We start from the raw sequence: 17,722 nt of genomic DNA on the forward strand, positions 1-17,722 counted from the left end.
ATTTGTTAAAGATCGTTGCCCTGACGCCGCCAAACTCGCTAAACTCGTCGTTTCGCTTCGTTTGTTTCGCTGCGTCAGCAGCAGAGAGGCCGAACTATACGGCTCAACCCTCAAAGCGTCAACACCCGCAGCACGAAAAAAGCCGCATAAATCGATAAGCGGCTGTTTCTTAAGACAACAAATCAGGGCTTGGCTAAATCACGCGCAGTAAAAAAGGCGTCGGAGAAGAATTCTTCTTCAGGCAGACCCCGCGCGACAAAGTGTTTGTATGCCGCCTCCACCATCACCGGGGCACCGCAGGCATAGACCTGATGATGCGCCAGCGAGCCGAAGTCTTCGAGCACCACCTCATGCAGGAAGCCGGTTCGTCCCTGCCAGACATCTTCCGGCGCCGGCTCGGACAACACCGGAATGAAGGTGAAATTCACATACTGCTGCTGCCATTGCCCCGGCAACTGCGGCATATAAAGATCCGCCAGCGTACGCGCACCCCAGTAAAGAATGATTTCACGCTTGATACCCTTATTGAAGGCATGCTCGAGAATGCCCTTGATCGGCGCAAAACCGGTACCGGTAGCCAGGAAAATGATCGGCTTGTCACTCTCCTCACGCAAGAAAAATGACCCAAGTGGCCCGGTAAAACGATAGATCTCCTTCTCCTGCATCTCGTTCCAGACGTAATTGGAGAACTCGCCCCCCGGCACATTGCGGATGTGCAGTTCAAGATACTCGGCAGCATGCGGAGGATTCGCGATCGAGAAACTGCGCTTCTTGCCTGTTTTGGTGTGAATATCGATGTACTGTCCAGCCAGAAACTGCAGACGCTCGGTGGTTGGCAGCTTCAATGACAATACCGCCACGTCGTGCGACACCTTGTCAATTTTCTGCACACGACAAGGCAGCGTCTTGATCTGGATATCTTTGGTCGCCGCGATTTCGCGGCACTCGATGGCGACATCGGTCTCGGGGTGCGCACAACAAAAGAGCGCCCAGCCATGCTCGGCCTCGAATTTCGAAAGGGCCGAATCCGAGTGACTATCGTGCTGCACCTCACCGGAAAGCAGCTTGCCCTTGCAGGCGCCACAAGCACCATTCTTGCAGCCATAGGGCATATTGAAACCGGAACGCAATGCGGCATCCAGCAAGGTCTCGCCGTCACGAACCTCGATTTGCTGGCCCGAAGGCTCAATGGTAAGTTGCTTGCTCATACTCGATATACTCTCGCAATGGCGCGCAGCGCCAGACACCGGAGACCCAGCGATGCGCAAAAAACGTCTACTGATAATCGGCTGCGGCGATGTCGTACGCAGAGCCCTGCCGTGGCTGAGTCAGCGCTTCCAGCTGTTTGCACTGGTTCGCAGCATCGAGCAGCCTGCATTGCGTGCAGCTGGAGTACATTTGCTGCACGGGGATCTGGATGATCGCACTAGCCTGAAGCGGCTGGCCGGCCTGGCCGATTACGTGCTGCACTCAGCCCCGCCCTCTGCAGAGCACCCCGAGGATTTGCGTACAGTCAGACTCTGCCAGGCGCTAGGCCGCCCACGCCGTAAGGGAATGGTATCACACCCCCCCCGGCATGCCGTCTACATCAGCACCAGTGGCATTTATGGAGACTGTCAGGGTGCACGGATTGATGAAACCCACCCCGCCGAGCCTGAATCCGCCCGCGCCAAGCGACGGGTGAGTGCCGAGCGTACGCTACGTCGCTGGGCACAGCGACAAAGCATCCAGCTTGCCATCCTGCGCGCACCGGGAATCTATGCGGAAGATCGACTGCCGCTGGAGCGACTGTTACGCGGAACGCCGGTGTTGCACCAAGCCGAAGACAGTTTCAGTAATCATATCCATGCTGATGATCTGGCGAAAATCTGCTGCCTGGCGCTCTTTCGTGGCAGGCCATTGCGCAGTTACAACGCCAGCGACGACTGTCCGGTCAAAATGGGAGACTGGTTCGATGCTCTGGCTAACACTTATCAGCTGCCGCTCCCGCAACGCATCTGCCGGCAGGAAGCGCCCGCACTCGTCGGCACCAGTCTCTGGTCATTCATGCGCGAATCCAGGCAACTGGATAACCAGCGAATGAAAACAGAACTGCGCGTCCGGCTGAAACACCCCTGCGCACTGGATTTTGTCAAAAACGAAGGGGTATGAGCCGGAAAACCCTTTTATAAAAGGAACCCCAGGCCATACCCCTTGAACAGCAGCGAAAACCGCCTGCTCTTATTTCTTCTTGCTGGCCGCCTCGGCCTTGGCCTCGTTCAGCAAGCGGTCAATCACGTCTCCCGGCACCGCACCCGCGACGATGCGACCGTTTTCGAAAATCAGCGCCGGCGTGCCGTTGATGCCCAGCGATTCACCCAGTTTCAGGTTCTTGGCCACCGGATTCGGGCACTCACCCTTGTTATCCGGAAGCTGATTCTGGAACATGAAGCCTTTCCATGCTGTAGCCTGATCGTCCGCACACCAGATCAGGCGGGACTTGCGCTCGGCATCAGGATGAATCGACAGCGGGAAAAGGAAGGTATAGATCGTCACGTTGTCGATGCTGGCCAGGCTCTGTTGCTCCAGCTTCTTGCAGAACGGGCAATCCGGATCCGAGAACACCACCAGCTTGCGTGAACCATCGCCGCGAATTTCCTTGATGCCATCAGCCAGCGGTATCTTGCTGAAATCCGTGACGGACAACTCGGCTTCGCGTTCCTTGGTCAGGCTGATGCGCTTGGCCAGATCAACCAGATCGCCCTGCACAATGTATTCGCCTTTGGCATCGCTGTAGATGATCTCGCGCTTGTCGATGACGACCTCGTACAAGCCCTTGATCGGGGTCTTGCTGATCGAGGTGATTTCGCGGTTGATGTGCTTGCTCAGTTTGGCCTTCAGGTCCGCTGGAGGCGCACCACTGTCAGCCGCCGCCGAGCAACCGGTGGAAATCAGTGTGCCGGCCAGCAGCAAACCCAGGGCAATACGACGATGTTGCAACATTGCAATTCCTTTCAGTCAGGCATCCATGGCATGGCGGATCAGTTGCTGCTTGACCCAGGGCAGGCTGTTGGTCAGCCCCAGCCCCCAGTTGCGCAAACTCCCCAGTACCGGGTTTTCATTGTTGAAAAGCTTTTGCAGGCCATGACAGACACCCTGCATCAGCAGCACAGCTTCACGACGCTCCCGTTCGTAGCGGCGCAACACCAGATAGTCGCCAACCCGCGCGGGAAGTTCCGTTGTAAGAATACCAGCAAGTGATGCCACATCGCCAAAGCCAAGATTCACTCCCTGACCGGCGAGCGGATGCACCGTATGGGCGGCATCCCCAACCAGCGCCACCCTTGAGCGCACGATTTCGGGAACATGATTCAGCCGCAACGGAAAGGCTTGTGCCGGCGTAATCACCTCCAGATTGCCCAGCAGTCGCCCCCCTGCCGCAGCCACCTCGGCAGCCAGCGCATCCGGGCTCAGGCCCAGCAGCTCATCCTTGCGGGCCTGATTGCATGACCAGACCATCGACATCCGCCTACCCGGCAACGGCAGCCAGGCCAGGATGCCGTCGGTGCGGAACCACTGGCGCGCCAGCCCCTGTGGCGGGCGCTCGGTCGCAAAATTGGCCACCACACCAAACTGCTCGTAGGGCATGATCTTCGGCGTAATCCCCAATTGCCGGCGTACCCAGGAATTCGCGCCATCGGCCCCGACAATCAGGCTCGCACGCAGGCGGCGACCATCCTTGAGCTGCAGGGCAGCACAGGACGCATCGATCTGCAGCGTCTCGGGCTGAGCCGGGGTGATCACGGTCACGTTCGGACTATCCGCAAGCCCTTGCCACAGTGCATGTTGCAGATGGCGGTTTTCCAGAATATGTGTCAGCGTTTCGCTGCCGGCCTCCAGCGCATCAAAGCGCAGATGGGCATTGCGATCGCCCCGGATGTCCATAGCCACGACCGGCGCGACACGGGACGCATCCAGACGCTGCCAGGCGCCAATGCGCTCCAGCAGGCGCTGGCTGGCGCGACTAATGGCATAGACCCGCGCATCCCAGTCTTCGGGAACGTCCGCGACTGGCGGAGCGCCTTCCAGCAACGCCACCTGCAGCGGCGAATTCCGCAGCGCCAGCGCCAGCGCAGCGCCAACGAGCCCCCCACCAACAATGATCACGTCGAAATCAAGCTTATCCATGCCGGGCAGTTTAACAGCCTAGACTGAAACCATGTTGCTGCGCTTGCTTCTTCCCATGGCGGCTTTTGTCGCCGGCGTGGTTCTGTTGCACCAGCAGACCAGCCTGCCGGCAGCATCCAGCCTGCCACTACTCTTTCTGCCCGGATTGCTGGCCATGAGCTTGCGGCGCACGCGAATGCTCGGGTCGCTATTGCTCGCCCTGGCGCTGGGCATCTGCCATGCCAGCTGGCAGGCCAGAACTCGCCTTGAACAACGCCTGCCCGCCGCACTGGAAGGACAGACAATGGAATTGCGCGGCCGGATTGAAGGATTGCCACAGAACGCCCGCAATGGCCTGCGTCTGGTGTTTGCCCCGGATCCTGGCCAGCAGGACGGATTACCCGCGCGCATCCTGTTGCGCTGGTACAAACCTTCAATCACCCCTGTCCCCGGACAACGCTGGCAGTTCACGGTCTCGCTCAAGCGCCCGCACGGCATGCAGAATCCAGCCAGTTTTGATGCCGAGAGCTGGCTGTTGCAGGAGAACCTCGGCGCCACCGGCACCATCCGCAGCGGCACACCCTTGCAGGACTCGAGATTGTCCGCACCTGTGGATCAGCTCCGCAGCCTGCTGCAGCAGCGCATGGAAACAGCACTAGGGCACAGTGAATACGCCGGGGTCATCATCGCGCTGGCAATTGGCGAGCAGAGCGCCATTCCAGCCGAACAATGGCAACGCTTTGCCGCAACGGGCATCACGCATCTGGTCAGCATTTCCGGCCTGCACATCACCTTGCTGGCAGCACTGGCGGCGCTGGCAACCCGCAGCATCTGGCGCCGAATACCACGACTATGCAGCCGTTTCGGCGCGCCACGCGCCGCGATCATTGCCGGGGTATGTACTGCCATCATCTATAGCCTTCTTGCGGGCATGAGCATACCCACCCAGCGTACTCTGATCATGCTTTTGCTCGCGGCGCTCGCGCTCTGGCAACAGCGCCCCTGGCCCGGCAGCCTGATCTGGCTGGCGGCACTGGCATTGGTGGTCACTCTTGATCCCTTTGCCGTGCTTAGCCCCGGCTTCTGGCTTTCCTTCCTGACGGTAGGGGCACTGCTCTGGGCTGGCCTCGCCTCCCTGCGGACCGGAGCACGCTGGCAAGGCTGGATCCAAACCCAATGGGCGGCCACACTCGCCACGGCGCCCCTGCTGCTGCTGTGGTTTGGCCAGTTGCCCCTCTATTCGCCACTGGCGAACGCCATCGCGATTCCCCTTGTCAGCCTGCTGGTCACCCCCTTGACCCTGCTGGGTTTGCTCGACCCCAGCGACGAACTACTGCAACTGGCCGCAAAACTGTTTGGCTGGCTGGATCTTGTATTGCAGCAACTGGCCGCTGCGCCGCATGCCACATTGCGACTGGCCGCCCCCTCTGCCTGGGCACTACTGCTTGCAGCTGGCGGCGTGACATTGTTACTGGCACCGCGCGGGCTCAGCGGTCGCTGGCTGGGAGGCATAGCCTTATTGCCGGCACTGACTGGCTCGCCCCCACAGCCACTGGCTGACGGTGAATTTGCCGTCACCGTCTTCGATATCGGCCAGGGATTAAGTGTACAAGTGCAAACCCGCTCGCACTCGCTGCTGTTCGACACAGGCCCGCCCGGCAGTGAGCGCCTGCTTGCGAGCCAGTTTCCAACTGCACCCGATGTGCTGGTGTTATCGCACAACGACAACGATCACATCGGTGCTGCCGCGGCCCTGCTGGCGCAGTTTCCACACAGCACGCTCTGGCATTCACTCCCCTCTCATCATCCCTTGCTGGCTGGGCGCACCGTTCACAGTTGTACTGCAGGACAAAGCTGGGAATGGAATGGCATCGCCTTTCGCTGGCTGTGGCCGCCGGCCGGGTTTAGCGGCAGCGACAACGCCAGCAGTTGCACGCTGCTGATCGACAACGGCCACCAGCGGATACTGATTCCGGCCGATATGGGCCTCCCCGAAGAGGCTCTGCTGCTGGCCGATGCACTGCCCGATATCGATGTGCTGGTTGCCGGTCACCATGGCAGCAAAAACTCGACCGGCAGCGACTGGCTCGCCGCGTTGCAGCCCGAGCATGTGATCTACTCTGCCGGCTACCGCAACCGCTTCGGCCACCCGGCAGCGGCGACCCGGCAGCGCGTTCAGGCACAAGGCAGCCGGGAGTGGCGTACTGACCTGCAAGGCGCCATCCTGATTCGCGGCGGAAGGCTGCTGGAGCTCCATGCCTGGCGCGAACTGCAGCCGCGCTACTGGTACACTGCGGGGAACGCTGACTCTCCGGATGCTCCCTGATGCGCCTTTCCGCCCTGTATCACTACCCGCTCAAATCCGGCCGCGGCCAGGCGACTGCGGCAACAACGGTCAGCCCGCAGGGGCTGGCACTGGACCGGCAGTGGATGGTCGGCACGGCAGACGGGCAATTCCTGAGCGCGCGCAGCTGTCCCGAACTGCTGCTGATCGATGCCCAGGCCGATGCACAGCAGATCACGCTGACGGCCCCCGGTCTGCCGCCGGTGTCGGTACGCAACGGTGAATTCAGCGAGCAAGTCGACTGCGAGGTCTGGGGCACCCGGTTTAGCGGCTGGCGGGGTGCGGAGCATGGCGATCGCTGGCTGTCGCGCTACCTGCAGCGCGACGTGCAGCTGTACTGGGCCGGCGCCGCGCCGCAGCGGCGAGTCAAACACACCAGCGATGTCCCGCTGGGCTTTGCCGACGGCTATCCCTTGCTGATCATCGGGCAGGGCTCGCTCAACGCCCTGAATGACACCATCGGCCGCAAGCTGCCCATGCAGCGGTTCCGCCCCAATCTGGTGATCGCTGGCAGCGACCCCTACGCCGAAGATCGCTGGAAACGCATCCGCATCGGCGAAATCGACATCGAGCTGGTCAAACCCTGCGAGCGCTGCATCATGACCACCCTGGATCCGATGACCGCACACCCCGATCCGGAACAACAGCCACTACGGGCGCTGAGCAAACTGCGCCGCGGCGAAAAAGGGGTGATTTTCGGCATGAACGCCATTGCCCGCGGACACGGCATGCTGCAGGCCGGCATGGCCGTGGACATACTCGAATACGTTGATTAACGGGTATACGGCTGCAGGCAATAAAAAATGAGGCCTGCAGGGCAATACCTGCAGGCTTTTGCATTTCATGGCGGGCAATCAGCGCCGCACGCGCGCCACCACGCAATTGCCCCGCCCTTGATATTCCAGCTCATCGAAGGACATCAGCTTGGCCATCGAAATGCCGCGGCCATGGGGATCGAATGCCCGCTCGGGCGAAAATTGCAGATAGGGCTGCCAGTCGAAGCCCTCGCCCTCATCTTCGATGCGAATACTCACATAATCCGCACTGGACTCGACCAATACCCGCACCCGGCGTTCGCCGAACAAGGGATCGCGCAGCCGGTTTTCGATTTCCTCCTGCCAGCGCCCGGTTTGCAGCAACCGCGTTTTATCGCTGTAGCGGATACCCAGATTACCGTGTTCGACCGCGTTGACCAGCAGCTCGGAAATCCCCAGCGCCACGCGCTGCGGCTCCGGGCAGGTCTGGGACAGCAGCAGCGTCAACTGCCGTGCTTCATCCAGCGAGCGAAAGCTGAATTCGCCGCGCTCCAGCATGCGGTAGGCACCGACCTGCTCGGCCAGCTGGCGCTCCAGCAGTACTCGCTCGTGATGGAAACTGACCGCGGCCGACACAATCGCCAGCAACATTTCCCGCTGGAAGGGCTTGATCAGGTAGTAGTAGGCACCGGCTGCCAGGCCTTCCTGCACATTCTCAGCCGCCCCCACTGCCGTCTGCATGATCACGGGGACATGCTGCAGATCACCTCGCTGCTTGATGCGCGCCAGCAACTCCATCCCGTTCATGCGGGGCATCATCCGGTCCAGCAAAATGGCATCGAAGCCCTGCTCGTCGCTAGTGAGGATTTCCCAGCCCTGCAAGCCGTCTTCTGCCAGCACCACCTCATACCCGGCATCCTGCAGGTGTTCCGACAGAATTTCCAGATTGAAGGGCTCGTCATCAACGACCAGAACACGGCCTGCCGGCCGGCTTAAATCTGTCATGCTGTTTTCCACTTGAGTCTATCCATACCCTACCGGGTAATTACGGCACTATATCAGTATTCGCCCATCTAGCCGGCAGCTCAGGCCGGGGCTGTCGCCAATTCACCATAGAGGGCTACGAATTCCTGGGCCAGCTTGTGGCGCGGGTCGAGTGCAATCAGCGGGACCGCCTGTTCATGCGATTCCCGCACTTTCACCGAACTGGACAGCCGGCACTGCAGCACCGGTAAGCCCTGTTCTTCCAGCTCGCTGACCAGACGCACCGGCAAGGAAGCGCGCGGCTGGAACTGGTTCACCACGATGCCCTCAACCTGCAGGCGGCCGTTGTGATCCTGGCGGATTTCCTCGACCCGGGCGAGCAGCCCCAGCAAGGCATCGCGCGAGAAGGAATCGCAATCGAAGGGGATCAGGCAGCCGCTCGCGGCAATCAGCGCCGAGAGCGTAAAGAAATTTAGCGCCGGCGGCGTATCGATATATACCTCGTCGAACTGCCCATCCAGTTCATTGAGGGTTTCGCGCAGCTTGTAGATCTTGTAGCGCGCTTCCAGCTTGGCCTGCTGCTCGGCAATCAGCGGGCTTGAAGGCAGCAGATGCAGATTGGCGTGCTGAGTCGCATGAATGAATTCACGCGGCGGCTTGGCATACAGGCTGAAATTGAGCACCTGCTCGAAGAAATCCGCCAGATTCGGGCTGATTGCGCGGGCAGCCTCGCCAAGCAGGTAATGCGATGCATTGCCCTGCGGATCCAGATCGATCAGCAGCACCCGGCGTCCGGTGCTGGCGGCCACCGCGGCCAGATTGACCGCAATCGTCGACTTGCCCACCCCGCCCTTCTGGTTGAAAACCACCCGTACCTGCATATCGTGCCCCGCTACGTGTTTTCGGCAATATAGCACGGCAAGTCTGACGAAGGTCATCAGCAAAACAAGGCCCTGTTGCACCCAGGGGTACTTGAAGCGCTTTCATCCCGCCCCCATGTGCTGCACACAACACCCACCAACTCATTTTTTGACGGAGTTTTCACACCATGGCCAAGGAAACACTCGGCTTTCAGGCAGAAGTGAAGCAACTGCTGCAACTGATGATCCACTCGCTGTATTCCAACAAGGAAATCGCCCTGCGCGAGCTGATCTCGAATGCCTCTGACGCCTGTGACAAACTGCGCTTCGAGGCGCTCAACCATGCGTCCCTCTATGAAAACGACGGCGAACTCGCCATCGCAGTGTCTTTCAACAAGGACGCCCGCACGCTGACCATCGCGGACAACGGCATCGGCATGAGCCGCGAAGAAGTCATCAGCAATATCGGCACCATCGCCCGCTCGGGCACCAAGGAATTTTTCAGCCAGCTCTCCGGCGACGCCAAGAAGGACGCCAACCTGATCGGCCAGTTCGGCGTGGGCTTCTATTCGGCCTTCATCATCGCCGACAAAGTCACCCTCACGACCCGCCGCGCAGGTGCTCCGGCGACTGAGGCCGTGCGCTGGGAATCGGCGGCCGATGGCGAATTCACCATCGAAGCGGTGGAAAAGGCCGGCCGCGGCACCGAAATCGTGCTGCACCTGAAGGAAGGCGAAGACGAGCTGCTGTCCGACTGGCGTCTGCGCAGCATCATCAAGAAATACTCGGATCACATCACCCTGCCGATCCGCATGCAGAAAGCGCCTGGCTACGACAAGGACGGCAACGTCGAAATCAGTGACGAAATCGAAACCGTCAATCAGGCCAGCGCCCTGTGGGCCCGCCCCAAATCCGAAATTTCTGACGAGCAATACAACGAGTTCTACAAGCACGTCGCACACGACTTTGAAGACCCGCTGGCCTTCAGTCACGCCAAGGTCGAAGGCCGCCAGGAATACACCGAGCTGCTCTACATCCCGGCACGTGCACCGTTTGACCTGTACGACCGCGAGCGCCGCCACGGCGTGAAGCTGTACGTGAAGCGCGTTTTCATCATGGAAGACAGCGACAAGCTGATGCCGCAATACCTGCGCTTCGTGCGTGGCGTGATTGATTCCGCCGATCTGCCGCTGAACGTCAGCCGCGAAATCCTGCAGCACAGCAAGGACATCGAGCAGATCAAGTCCGGCTGCGTGAAGAAGGTGCTGGGCCTCTTGGAAAGCATGGCCACGTCCGACGAGCAGGCCGAGAAGGACAAGTACGCCAAGTTCTGGAAGGAATTCGGCCGCGTACTGAAGGAAGGCGTCGGCGAAGATTTTGCGAACAAGGACAAGATCGCCGGCCTGCTGCGCTTTGCCTCAACGCACCTCGATACCAACGAGGAAGTCGTCAGCCTGGCGGACTACATCGGCCGCATGAAGGAAGGCCAGGACGTGATCTATTACATCACCGCCGACTCCTTCGCCGCCGCGCAACACAGCCCGCACCTGGAAGTGTTCCGCAAAAAGGGCATCGAAGTGCTGCTGCTCGGCGACCGTGTCGACGAGTGGGTGGTATCCAGCCTGCACGAGTTCGACGGCAAGAAACTGCAATCCGTCGCCAAGGGCGAGCTGGATCTCTCCAAGTTCGAGGACGAGGAAGAGAAGAAACAGCAGGAAGCCGCCGCTTCTGATCTGAAGGACGTGGTGGAAAAAGTGAAGGAAGTGTTGGCCGACAAGGTCAAGGACGTGCGCATCACCCATCGCCTGACCGACTCCGCCGCATGCATCGTGGTGGACAACGCCGACATGAGCGCCAATCTGGAACGCCTGCTGAAATCCGCCGGGCAGGACGTAAAGGGTGCCAAGCCGATTCTGGAGCTGAACCCCGAGCATCTGCTGGTGAAAAAGCTCAAGAGCGAAATCGCCAGCGCACGTTTCCACGACTGGACCGAGCTGCTGTTCGATCAGGCGCAGCTGTCCGAAGGCGCCCAGCTCGACGACCCGGCCGCGTTTGTAAAGCGCCTCAATAGCCTGATGCTGAGCATGGCGTAATACATGACCACGTATTGACCTGCAGGCCTTTCCAATAAAAACCCTCAGGAACATACCCAAAGAAAACCGGCCACTGGCCGGTTTTCTTTTCCCCGCGCATGCAACTATGACGACGGAAAGTTGGGTTTCGCTTTGCTCAACCTACGCTATACCGTCACAGACCTTTTTTTGAAATACAGTAAGCAATTTGTGTGAGGCACGCGGTGCTTAAGTTGCGAACTTCTACAAGCAGTGAGTTGCCCAGGAGTTCGAGCCAGGCAGGATTCCGTTTCTGTCAGCCACGATCCAACCGTCAATCTTGCTGCCGCGCCACCAGCCGCAGGCGCACCCGCACCGCATCATCAACGCTCAATCCACCGCCCAGTACGCTCAGCGGGGTAATGCCGAATTCGCGCTGGCGGATGGTAAACAATGCCGTAGCGTGCAGCGTTTTTCCCTCGCGCTCGATGGCAACCGGGATGGTCTGGATCCGGCTGACACCGTGCAGGGTGATGTGCAGGGTGGCATCCAGTCCCCAGTCCGGGCCACTCAGCGCCAGTGATTCGATGCGGATTTCGGGGTAGCGCCCGGCATCGAGTACCCGTTCACCGAGCATATTGCGCGTAGTGCCGGCAATGGCTTCGTCATCGGGGAGAATGGCAAATTCCTGCCCTTCTTCCTGCCGAGCTTGCGGTTCGTCGACACGAAAAGCCGCTACGGGAATCCGCAGCCGGAATTGCGATTGCCGCAGATCCTCGGCCACGACGATATCGCCCTGCAGATCATTGCTGCGGATCACATGATTATGTCCCAGCCGTGCCAGCGGGCCGGCGCGGTAGACCAGCAGGCGCAATTCGCTGGCCTCGGGAATGATGGCATAGGCGACGCCCGCAGGAATGACGGCGCGGTCGGTGCTTATTGCCGCCGCAGTAGCGGGCTGGCTGAGGCTGGCAGTCGGCGTCTGGCAGGCTAGCAGCAGGCTGCAGCCGAGCAACGCCACACTGAGTGCTGGCTTCATGATTGGTTCCGGGTGTTCTGGCCGCCAAGCCTCTGGCGGAACTGTGCATAACGATCGAGAACTAGCAACTGAAATTTCCCTGCAAGGGATGGCCCTCCAGCACACGGCAACTGGCGCTGCAGGCCTCAAGCTGCAACTCGCCCCCTTGGGCAAAGCAAATGTCACAGACAATCGGGCCGGTCAGATGCCCCCCGGGGCCGAACTGTGCTTGCGGCATGCCTGCGAGCTGCAGCCGCGCTGAAACGATGCGCCCCAGCCAGTCGGCCGGCGTGCCCCGTACCTGGCTGGCCGCAAATTCGACGACAAGCCCGCGCTGCCAGCCTTCATCACCGCGGGCATCACGCAGCAAAGCGGCTGAAAAGTGCAGCGCGAGCAGGCCATCTGCGTGTTCGACTCGGGCGAGTTCGCTATCTGCCCAGATCAGCCGCATCAGCGCTCACCCTTGCCGGGGGCATAGCCGGCCTCGCCCAAGGCGCCGCGCAGGAAATCAAGCATGGGGCGCGCTGCGGCAAACGCTGAAGGAATCCGGGCGATACAGTCAGGCTGCTGGTAGGCATCCGGGGGCAGTGGCTGGCTGCAGGTGAAACTCTTCAGCCGCAACAGTTCGGCGTGCGGATGGTCTTTGGCAAAGCCGCGCGGCATGGTTTTCAGCACGGCATAATCGTCGAAACCGGCGAAATGCTGCTGGTAGGCCGGTGCAGCCAGCACGCCCTGCAGCACGTCACCGCGCGCGGCGATCGCCATGCGGATCGCTTTCAATCCGTCGGCAGGCGGCATCCACCAGCCAGCCGCGATAAAACAAGCGTCCGGTGCGATGTGCACGTAATAGCCCGGCTCGACCAGCTTGCTGCCAAAACGCGAAATACCGATGCCGAAGTTGGTCTTGTACGGAGCCTTGTCCTTGGCAAAGCGGGTGTCGCGAAACAGCCGCATCACGCACTGGCTGCCCTTGAGCTGGGGCGGGATGAGCGGATCAATGCACAACACCTCTTCAAGTACCGCAGCGGCAAATTGCTGCACGTCAAGGCGCGCCGCGTCGTAGCGATCACGCTGGGCAGCAAACCATTCGCGCCGGTTGTTGGCCGCCAGATCAGCCAGAAAGGTCATGGTCGCGGAATTCAGGGTTGTCATGCAGTCTCCTAGTGCCAAGGCAGAGCGCGAAGGCCTACGGAGATGATCACACTCGCGGCCGGCGCTGTCACCCCTGGCGAACGGCAGACGCCTCCGTGCGAACCCTGTTGTTCCGGCTTGCGGCAACCTGGTGGCAATTGCGGCGTCAGCCCGCCAGTTCGACCTGGTAGTGGTAATAGTCGCTGCGGAAATAGGAGTGCGTAAGCTCGACCGGGCGCCCGTCGGCCAGATAGGAAATCCGCGTCAGCCGCAGCATGGCCTGCCCGCTGGTCAGCCCGCACTGAATCGCCATCGCCGGATTGCAGGTTTCTGCACCGACTTCCTCGCTGGCCCGCACAATCACCAGCTGGTGCTTTTGCATCCAGTCGTACAAGGAATGCTCGACTTGCTCGGGATACGGCAGCAAGCTCGCCGGAATGCTGCTGCATTCGTAGCCGATGGCAATGTCATTGGCGAGGCGGATGCGCTCGAGCCGCGCGACACGCTCGCCCTCATCCAGATCAAGCCGCCACTGCTCCTCACGACTGGGTTCAGCCAGCTCGCGTCGCAGCCAGACCGAATTCGGCGTGAACCCGCGCTCCCGGATCAGCTCGGAAAAACCGGACGCCCGGCTGATGGGCTGGTTGATTTTGGGCGTGATCTGGTAGCCACCCCACTCGCGCCGCACAATCCAGCATTCCTGTGCCAGCAGATTGAATGCCACCTGCACGGTGGGCAGCGGCAGCCCGGCAAGCCTGGCCAACTCTTCCGGCGAAGGCAGGATATCGTCCCCCTGCCAGTGACCGGAAACCACCAGCTGCTTCAGATACAGGAAGAAGCGGATTTCCGCCGGCTTGCCGGCTTGGCCGGCGGGCAGGTCAGGCAAACTGAGTGCGGTATCGGATAAGGTCATGACGGGCACCGTGCAAGGCTACTTCGTCACTATAGAGCATCCGCGCTCAGGCTCGCGTGATGATGGTCTTGCCGATCGGCGCCAGTGCAATTCCCGCCAGCTTGAGGTGCTGCAGGGCGAATGGAATGCCGATCAGCGTGCAGAACAGGCCGACCGCAGCAAACAGGTGCCCCAAGGCCAGCCAGAGGCCCGCCAGCAGACACCAGAGGATATTGCCGATGGTGCCAAGGCTGCCGGTGCCGATGTCATCACGGCCTGTGAGCTCACGCCGGCTGACCGCCTCGCGTCCGAAAGGCCACAGCGCAAAACCGCCGATCACGAAACAGGCGCGCCCCCAGGGAATGCCGACAAGCGAAATGAAACACAGCAGGCCGGCCAGCCACCAGCCCAGCGCCAGTGGCAAGCCTCCCAGCACAAACCACAGTACATTCAGCAGCAGACGCATGGACCAGTCCTCGATCAAATTGACCGGCCAGCATACCACGCTGACAGCCAGCTTAATGCATGGCGGCGGTAATGAGTGTGCGTGGTGAACATGCCCAAGGGAGTTGCAGACGCTCGGGCGGAACCGCATCCGGTTGCCCCAGCGAACGCGCCAGCAGCAGATGCTCGCGCGCCTCGGGCAGCACATTCTTGCCCGACAAGGGCTGAAAGCCCTGGGCGGTGAACCAGGGACTGCCCCCCAGCACCAGACAACCCGAAGCCCCCTGGTGGGCGAGCGCGGAGCAGGCGCAGCGCATCAGCGCCGAGCCGATGCCGAGCTGCCGTACTGCTGGCGCGACGACCAGCGCCTGCAGCAAATGCCACTGCTCCTGAGCCGTATCGGCACTGACTGGCGTAAAGGCGATATAGCCGGCCAAGCTGCCCGATACCGTGGCCACCCGCACAATACTGAGCTGGCCCGCCACGCGCAGCGCCAGCAATTGCGGCAGCACACTGGCCGGCCAGGGGAGCGATTCGTTCAGCGCAGCCTGCAGCAGGGCTTCGACAGCTTCCCGGTCACAACTGCGTTCGGGATGAAGAATGGCGTGGGTCATTGGCGCTCCCCTAACTCCGATGCGTGCATCGTAGCTGCAAAATCGGCCTTGGCCAGCCGGCACGGCGGCCTTCCGACAGGCGGCATGAACCGCCTGTCTGCGGGGCGGTCAGCTTGCTGGCGCCGCAAGAAAAATGCGGAGTATTATCAATGGAATCAGTCACCTGCAAACGCGGAGGTGCATCATGATCAGCAGCATCGGCAGTAACACTCTGTCCCTGGCCACCCAGCGTTTCGGCGATACCGCCGGCATTGCCCAGAACAAGACACTCAGCGCGCTGGCCTCCGGCAAGCGCGTCAACAGCGCTGCCGACGATCCCGCCGCCAGCGCCATCATCGAGCAGTTTGCCGCGCAGATCGCCGGCAATAACCAGGCCGTGCGCAATCTGAATGACGGCATCTCGCTCAGCCAGACTGCCGAAGGGGCTCTGTCCGGCATTTCGGACAATACCCAGCGACTGCGCGAGCTCTCGGTCGCCGCCGGCAACAGCACGCTCTCGGCCAGTGACCGTCAGGCACTGCAGGCCGAAGCCGACCAGCTCAGCCAGGCCAATGACGACATCGTGCGCAACAGCCAGTTCAACGGCCAGCCCTTGCTGCAGGGCAACAGCTTCACCCTGCAAAGCGGCCCCAACACTGGTGACCGGCTCACGATCAACACCGACAATCTCTCGGGCAGCCAGGGGCTTGCCAGCACCCGCGGGCGGGTTGACCTCTCCAGCCCTGCCGCGGCCAGCGCCAGCATCGACGAGCTGGATGGTGACCTGCAGCGCCTGAGTGAGCAGCGCAGCAATCTTGGTGCCGTGCAAAGCCGTATCGAGGCCGGCATCGGCAATCTGCAGACCACGGCCATCAATCAGGCCGCCAGCAAGAGTCGCATCGGCGACACGGATTATGCGGCGGCGACCTCCCGGCTGGCACAAGAGCAGATCCGCCAGCAAGCGGCCAATGCCATACAGGTGCAGGCCAACGCCCAACCGGCACAGGTACTGAGCCTGCTGCGCTAAGCGGCAAGGGTTTACACCAAAAGCGCAGGTATAATCCTGCGCTTTTGGTATTGCGGCTGAGAGCATGGCGCAAAAACTGATCTACCTGGCCACTCTGGAACGTCTGGACACCTGGGTGAAATACCGCAGCAGCCTGTGCAATGACTGCCAGGCGACCTGCTGCACCATGCCGGCCGAAGTCAAGCTGCCCGATCTGGTGCGCATGGGCGTGGTTGATCCCTTTGAAGCCGAGCACGATGCCCCGAAAAACATCGCGAAGCGACTCGAAAAGGCTGGCGTGATCGAGCATTTCAACTTCAAGCAGAGCATTTTCACGCTGGCCCGCATGGCCAACGGCGATTGCCGCTATCTGGATAATGAGACCCGGCGCTGCACGATTTACGAGTTGCGCCCCAACACCTGTCGCAACCATCCCAAAATCGGCCCGCGCCCGGGCTACTGTGCCTACCGCAGCAAGCCCTGAACGGCCCGTTTGGGTATTGCCGCACAAGCCATCAACAGCAAGGCATGCAAAGCAATACCCAATAAAAACGGGAAGCCAAGGCTTCCCGTTTTGCTGATTGTCCCAAGCAGCATCAGGACAATTGCTGGATACCTGCCACCACCCATTGCTGGCCGCTATCGCGCCACTGGGTGAAATGCCACAGCTCGTCAAACGGCTGCGCCACACCACCGGTCTCCTCGCGGATCAGGCCGTTGAAACGCACGCTGGCAATCTGGCGATTCCCTTCCACGGCAAAATCCACCAGCGCAGCATCAATATTCACCACATCGGTCTGCTGAGCTGCATTGCCGCGCTCGGCCAGTTGCAGCTTGATTTCGGCAAACATTTCCGGCGAGGTGAACTGGCGCAGATCGTTCAGATCACCGCTGTCATTGGCCGCCTGCATGCGGATGAAGGTTAGCCGGGCTTCCCGGGCAAAGGCCTCGGCATCGAAACCAGCGGGCAGGGACAGCACCGGGGCAGCGGCCACAGCGGCAGCACCAAAACCGGCATTGCTGAACTGGGCAGGCACCGTCCCCGGCTGAGCAGCGGGCTGAGCGGCCTGCCAGGCAGGAGCATGACCTGCGGCAGCGTAGGGGCTGGCCTGGGCCGGGGCACTGCGGCGACTCATGATCCAGCGAATCACCATGAAGATGGCCATGCCGGCCAGCAGCATCAGGATGAAGCTGCCCATGCCCTCACCGATCCCCAGCGAGGAGAACAGTGCAGCCAGACCGAGGCCAGCCGCCAGACCAGCCAGCGGGCCCATCCAGGAGTTCTTTTTCGGCTGGGCGACGGCGCCAGGGGCTGTCTTGCCCGGCGCCGGCGCGGGAGCGGCCTGCTGTTGTGCCGGCGCCTGACGCTGGATGCCGGAATTCTTGCCACCACCGACGCGCTTGGCTTCGGCTTCGGGTGCCAGCAACCCGAACGACAGGACGACTGCAAACAGGGCAATCAGAATACGTTTCATGCGCGAGATATCCTCAAAGCAGG

At 61.1% G+C, this 17,722-nt stretch carries 19 protein-coding genes; 7 read left to right on the plus strand and 12 right to left on the minus strand.

Going from position 1 to position 17,722, the window contains the following annotated elements:
- The coding region (locus tag INR99_RS17445; RefSeq protein WP_228098280.1) for a hypothetical protein at positions 1-211 on the plus strand (211 nt) is incomplete at its 5' end.
- Here the strand turns inward: INR99_RS17445 and INR99_RS12080 are convergent.
- Positions 183-1,208: a CDP-6-deoxy-delta-3,4-glucoseen reductase gene (locus INR99_RS12080; RefSeq protein ID WP_194116602.1), complete on the minus strand. Its 1,026-nt coding sequence runs from the start codon at positions 1,206-1,208 to the stop codon at positions 183-185. The genes INR99_RS17445 and INR99_RS12080 overlap by 29 nt on opposite strands.
- Positions 1,209-1,260: 52 nt before the next feature.
- Between INR99_RS12080 and INR99_RS12085 the strand changes: the two genes are divergently transcribed.
- Positions 1,261-2,151: an NAD-dependent epimerase/dehydratase family protein gene (locus INR99_RS12085; RefSeq protein ID WP_194116603.1), complete on the plus strand. Its 891-nt coding sequence runs from the start codon at positions 1,261-1,263 to the stop codon at positions 2,149-2,151.
- Positions 2,152-2,220: 69 nt separating this feature from the next.
- Here the strand turns inward: INR99_RS12085 and INR99_RS12090 are convergent, their stop codons facing one another.
- Complete coding sequence (locus INR99_RS12090) at positions 2,221-2,982, minus strand: DsbC family protein (RefSeq protein ID WP_194116604.1); 762 nt, start codon at positions 2,980-2,982, stop codon at positions 2,221-2,223.
- A gap of 15 nt (positions 2,983-2,997) precedes the next feature.
- Positions 2,998-4,167, minus strand: coding sequence for a UbiH/UbiF family hydroxylase (locus tag INR99_RS12095; protein WP_194116605.1), 1,170 nt, complete (start codon positions 4,165-4,167; stop codon positions 2,998-3,000).
- 31 nt (positions 4,168-4,198) lie between these two features.
- On the opposite strand from INR99_RS12095, the gene INR99_RS12100 reads away from it, so the two are divergent.
- A complete protein-coding gene (locus tag INR99_RS12100) occupies positions 4,199-6,472 on the plus strand; it encodes a DNA internalization-related competence protein ComEC/Rec2 (RefSeq protein ID WP_194116606.1) in 2,274 nt (757 codons plus the stop codon).
- Complete coding sequence (locus INR99_RS12105; protein WP_194116607.1) at positions 6,472-7,266, plus strand: MOSC domain-containing protein; 795 nt, start codon at positions 6,472-6,474, stop codon at positions 7,264-7,266. The genes INR99_RS12100 and INR99_RS12105 overlap by 1 nt, the downstream gene beginning before the upstream one ends.
- 78 nt (positions 7,267-7,344) lie before the next feature.
- On the opposite strand, the gene INR99_RS12110 is transcribed toward INR99_RS12105, so the two are convergent.
- Together INR99_RS12110 and INR99_RS12115 are read right to left on the minus strand one after the other, a co-directional pair.
- Positions 7,345-8,250 (minus strand): response regulator, encoded by a 906-nt coding sequence (locus INR99_RS12110; RefSeq protein WP_194116608.1) that lies wholly within the window; start codon positions 8,248-8,250, stop codon positions 7,345-7,347.
- Between the two features lie 80 nt (positions 8,251-8,330).
- Positions 8,331-9,110, minus strand: a complete 780-nt coding sequence (locus INR99_RS12115) for a ParA family protein (RefSeq protein ID WP_194116609.1) — start codon at positions 9,108-9,110, stop codon at positions 8,331-8,333.
- Between the two features lie 167 nt (positions 9,111-9,277).
- Here INR99_RS12115 and htpG point away from each other — a divergent pair, with 167 nt between their 5' ends.
- Positions 9,278-11,182 (plus strand): molecular chaperone HtpG, encoded by a 1,905-nt coding sequence (gene htpG, locus INR99_RS12120; protein WP_194116610.1) that lies wholly within the window; start codon positions 9,278-9,280, stop codon positions 11,180-11,182.
- Between the two features lie 292 nt (positions 11,183-11,474).
- On the opposite strand, the gene INR99_RS12125 is transcribed toward htpG, so the two are convergent.
- The 6 genes from INR99_RS12125 to INR99_RS12150 all read right to left on the minus strand — a co-directional run bounded on the left by INR99_RS12125 (position 11,475) and on the right by INR99_RS12150 (position 15,239).
- Positions 11,475-12,179, minus strand: a complete 705-nt coding sequence (locus tag INR99_RS12125; protein ID WP_194116611.1) for a YceI family protein — start codon at positions 12,177-12,179, stop codon at positions 11,475-11,477.
- Between the two features lie 61 nt (positions 12,180-12,240).
- Complete coding sequence (locus INR99_RS12130) at positions 12,241-12,609, minus strand: hypothetical protein (protein WP_194116612.1); 369 nt, start codon at positions 12,607-12,609, stop codon at positions 12,241-12,243.
- Positions 12,609-13,310, minus strand: coding sequence for a DUF2461 domain-containing protein (locus tag INR99_RS12135; protein ID WP_194116613.1), 702 nt, complete (start codon positions 13,308-13,310; stop codon positions 12,609-12,611). Before INR99_RS12135 ends, INR99_RS12130 begins: the two co-directional genes overlap by 1 nt.
- 145 nt (positions 13,311-13,455) lie before the next feature.
- Entirely contained in the window at positions 13,456-14,202 is a 747-nt protein-coding gene (locus INR99_RS12140) for a GntR family transcriptional regulator (protein ID WP_194116614.1), read from the minus strand.
- Between the two features lie 46 nt (positions 14,203-14,248).
- A complete protein-coding gene (locus tag INR99_RS12145; RefSeq protein ID WP_194116615.1) occupies positions 14,249-14,647 on the minus strand; it encodes a YccF domain-containing protein in 399 nt (132 codons plus the stop codon).
- A gap of 52 nt (positions 14,648-14,699) precedes the next feature.
- On the minus strand, positions 14,700-15,239 hold the full coding sequence (locus tag INR99_RS12150) for a GNAT family N-acetyltransferase (RefSeq protein ID WP_194116616.1): 540 nt from the start codon (positions 15,237-15,239) through the stop codon (positions 14,700-14,702).
- A 184-nt stretch (positions 15,240-15,423) separates the two neighbouring features.
- Between INR99_RS12150 and INR99_RS12155 the strand changes: the two genes are divergently transcribed.
- A complete protein-coding gene (locus INR99_RS12155; RefSeq protein WP_194116617.1) occupies positions 15,424-16,245 on the plus strand; it encodes a flagellin N-terminal helical domain-containing protein in 822 nt (273 codons plus the stop codon).
- Positions 16,246-16,309: 64 nt separating this feature from the next.
- Positions 16,310-16,708 carry a YkgJ family cysteine cluster protein gene (locus tag INR99_RS12160; RefSeq protein WP_194116618.1) on the plus strand — a complete coding sequence of 133 codons (399 nt, stop codon included), beginning with the start codon at positions 16,310-16,312 and terminating at the stop codon, positions 16,706-16,708.
- Between the two features lie 112 nt (positions 16,709-16,820).
- Here INR99_RS12160 and INR99_RS12165 read toward each other — a convergent pair whose 3' ends face one another.
- Positions 16,821-17,699: a Tim44 domain-containing protein gene (locus INR99_RS12165; protein ID WP_194116619.1), complete on the minus strand. Its 879-nt coding sequence runs from the start codon at positions 17,697-17,699 to the stop codon at positions 16,821-16,823.
- Positions 17,700-17,722 lie beyond the last annotated feature (23 nt).

The organism is Chitinilyticum piscinae (assembly GCF_015223195.1).
GTDB lineage: Bacteria > Pseudomonadota > Gammaproteobacteria > Burkholderiales > Chitinibacteraceae > Chitinilyticum > Chitinilyticum piscinae.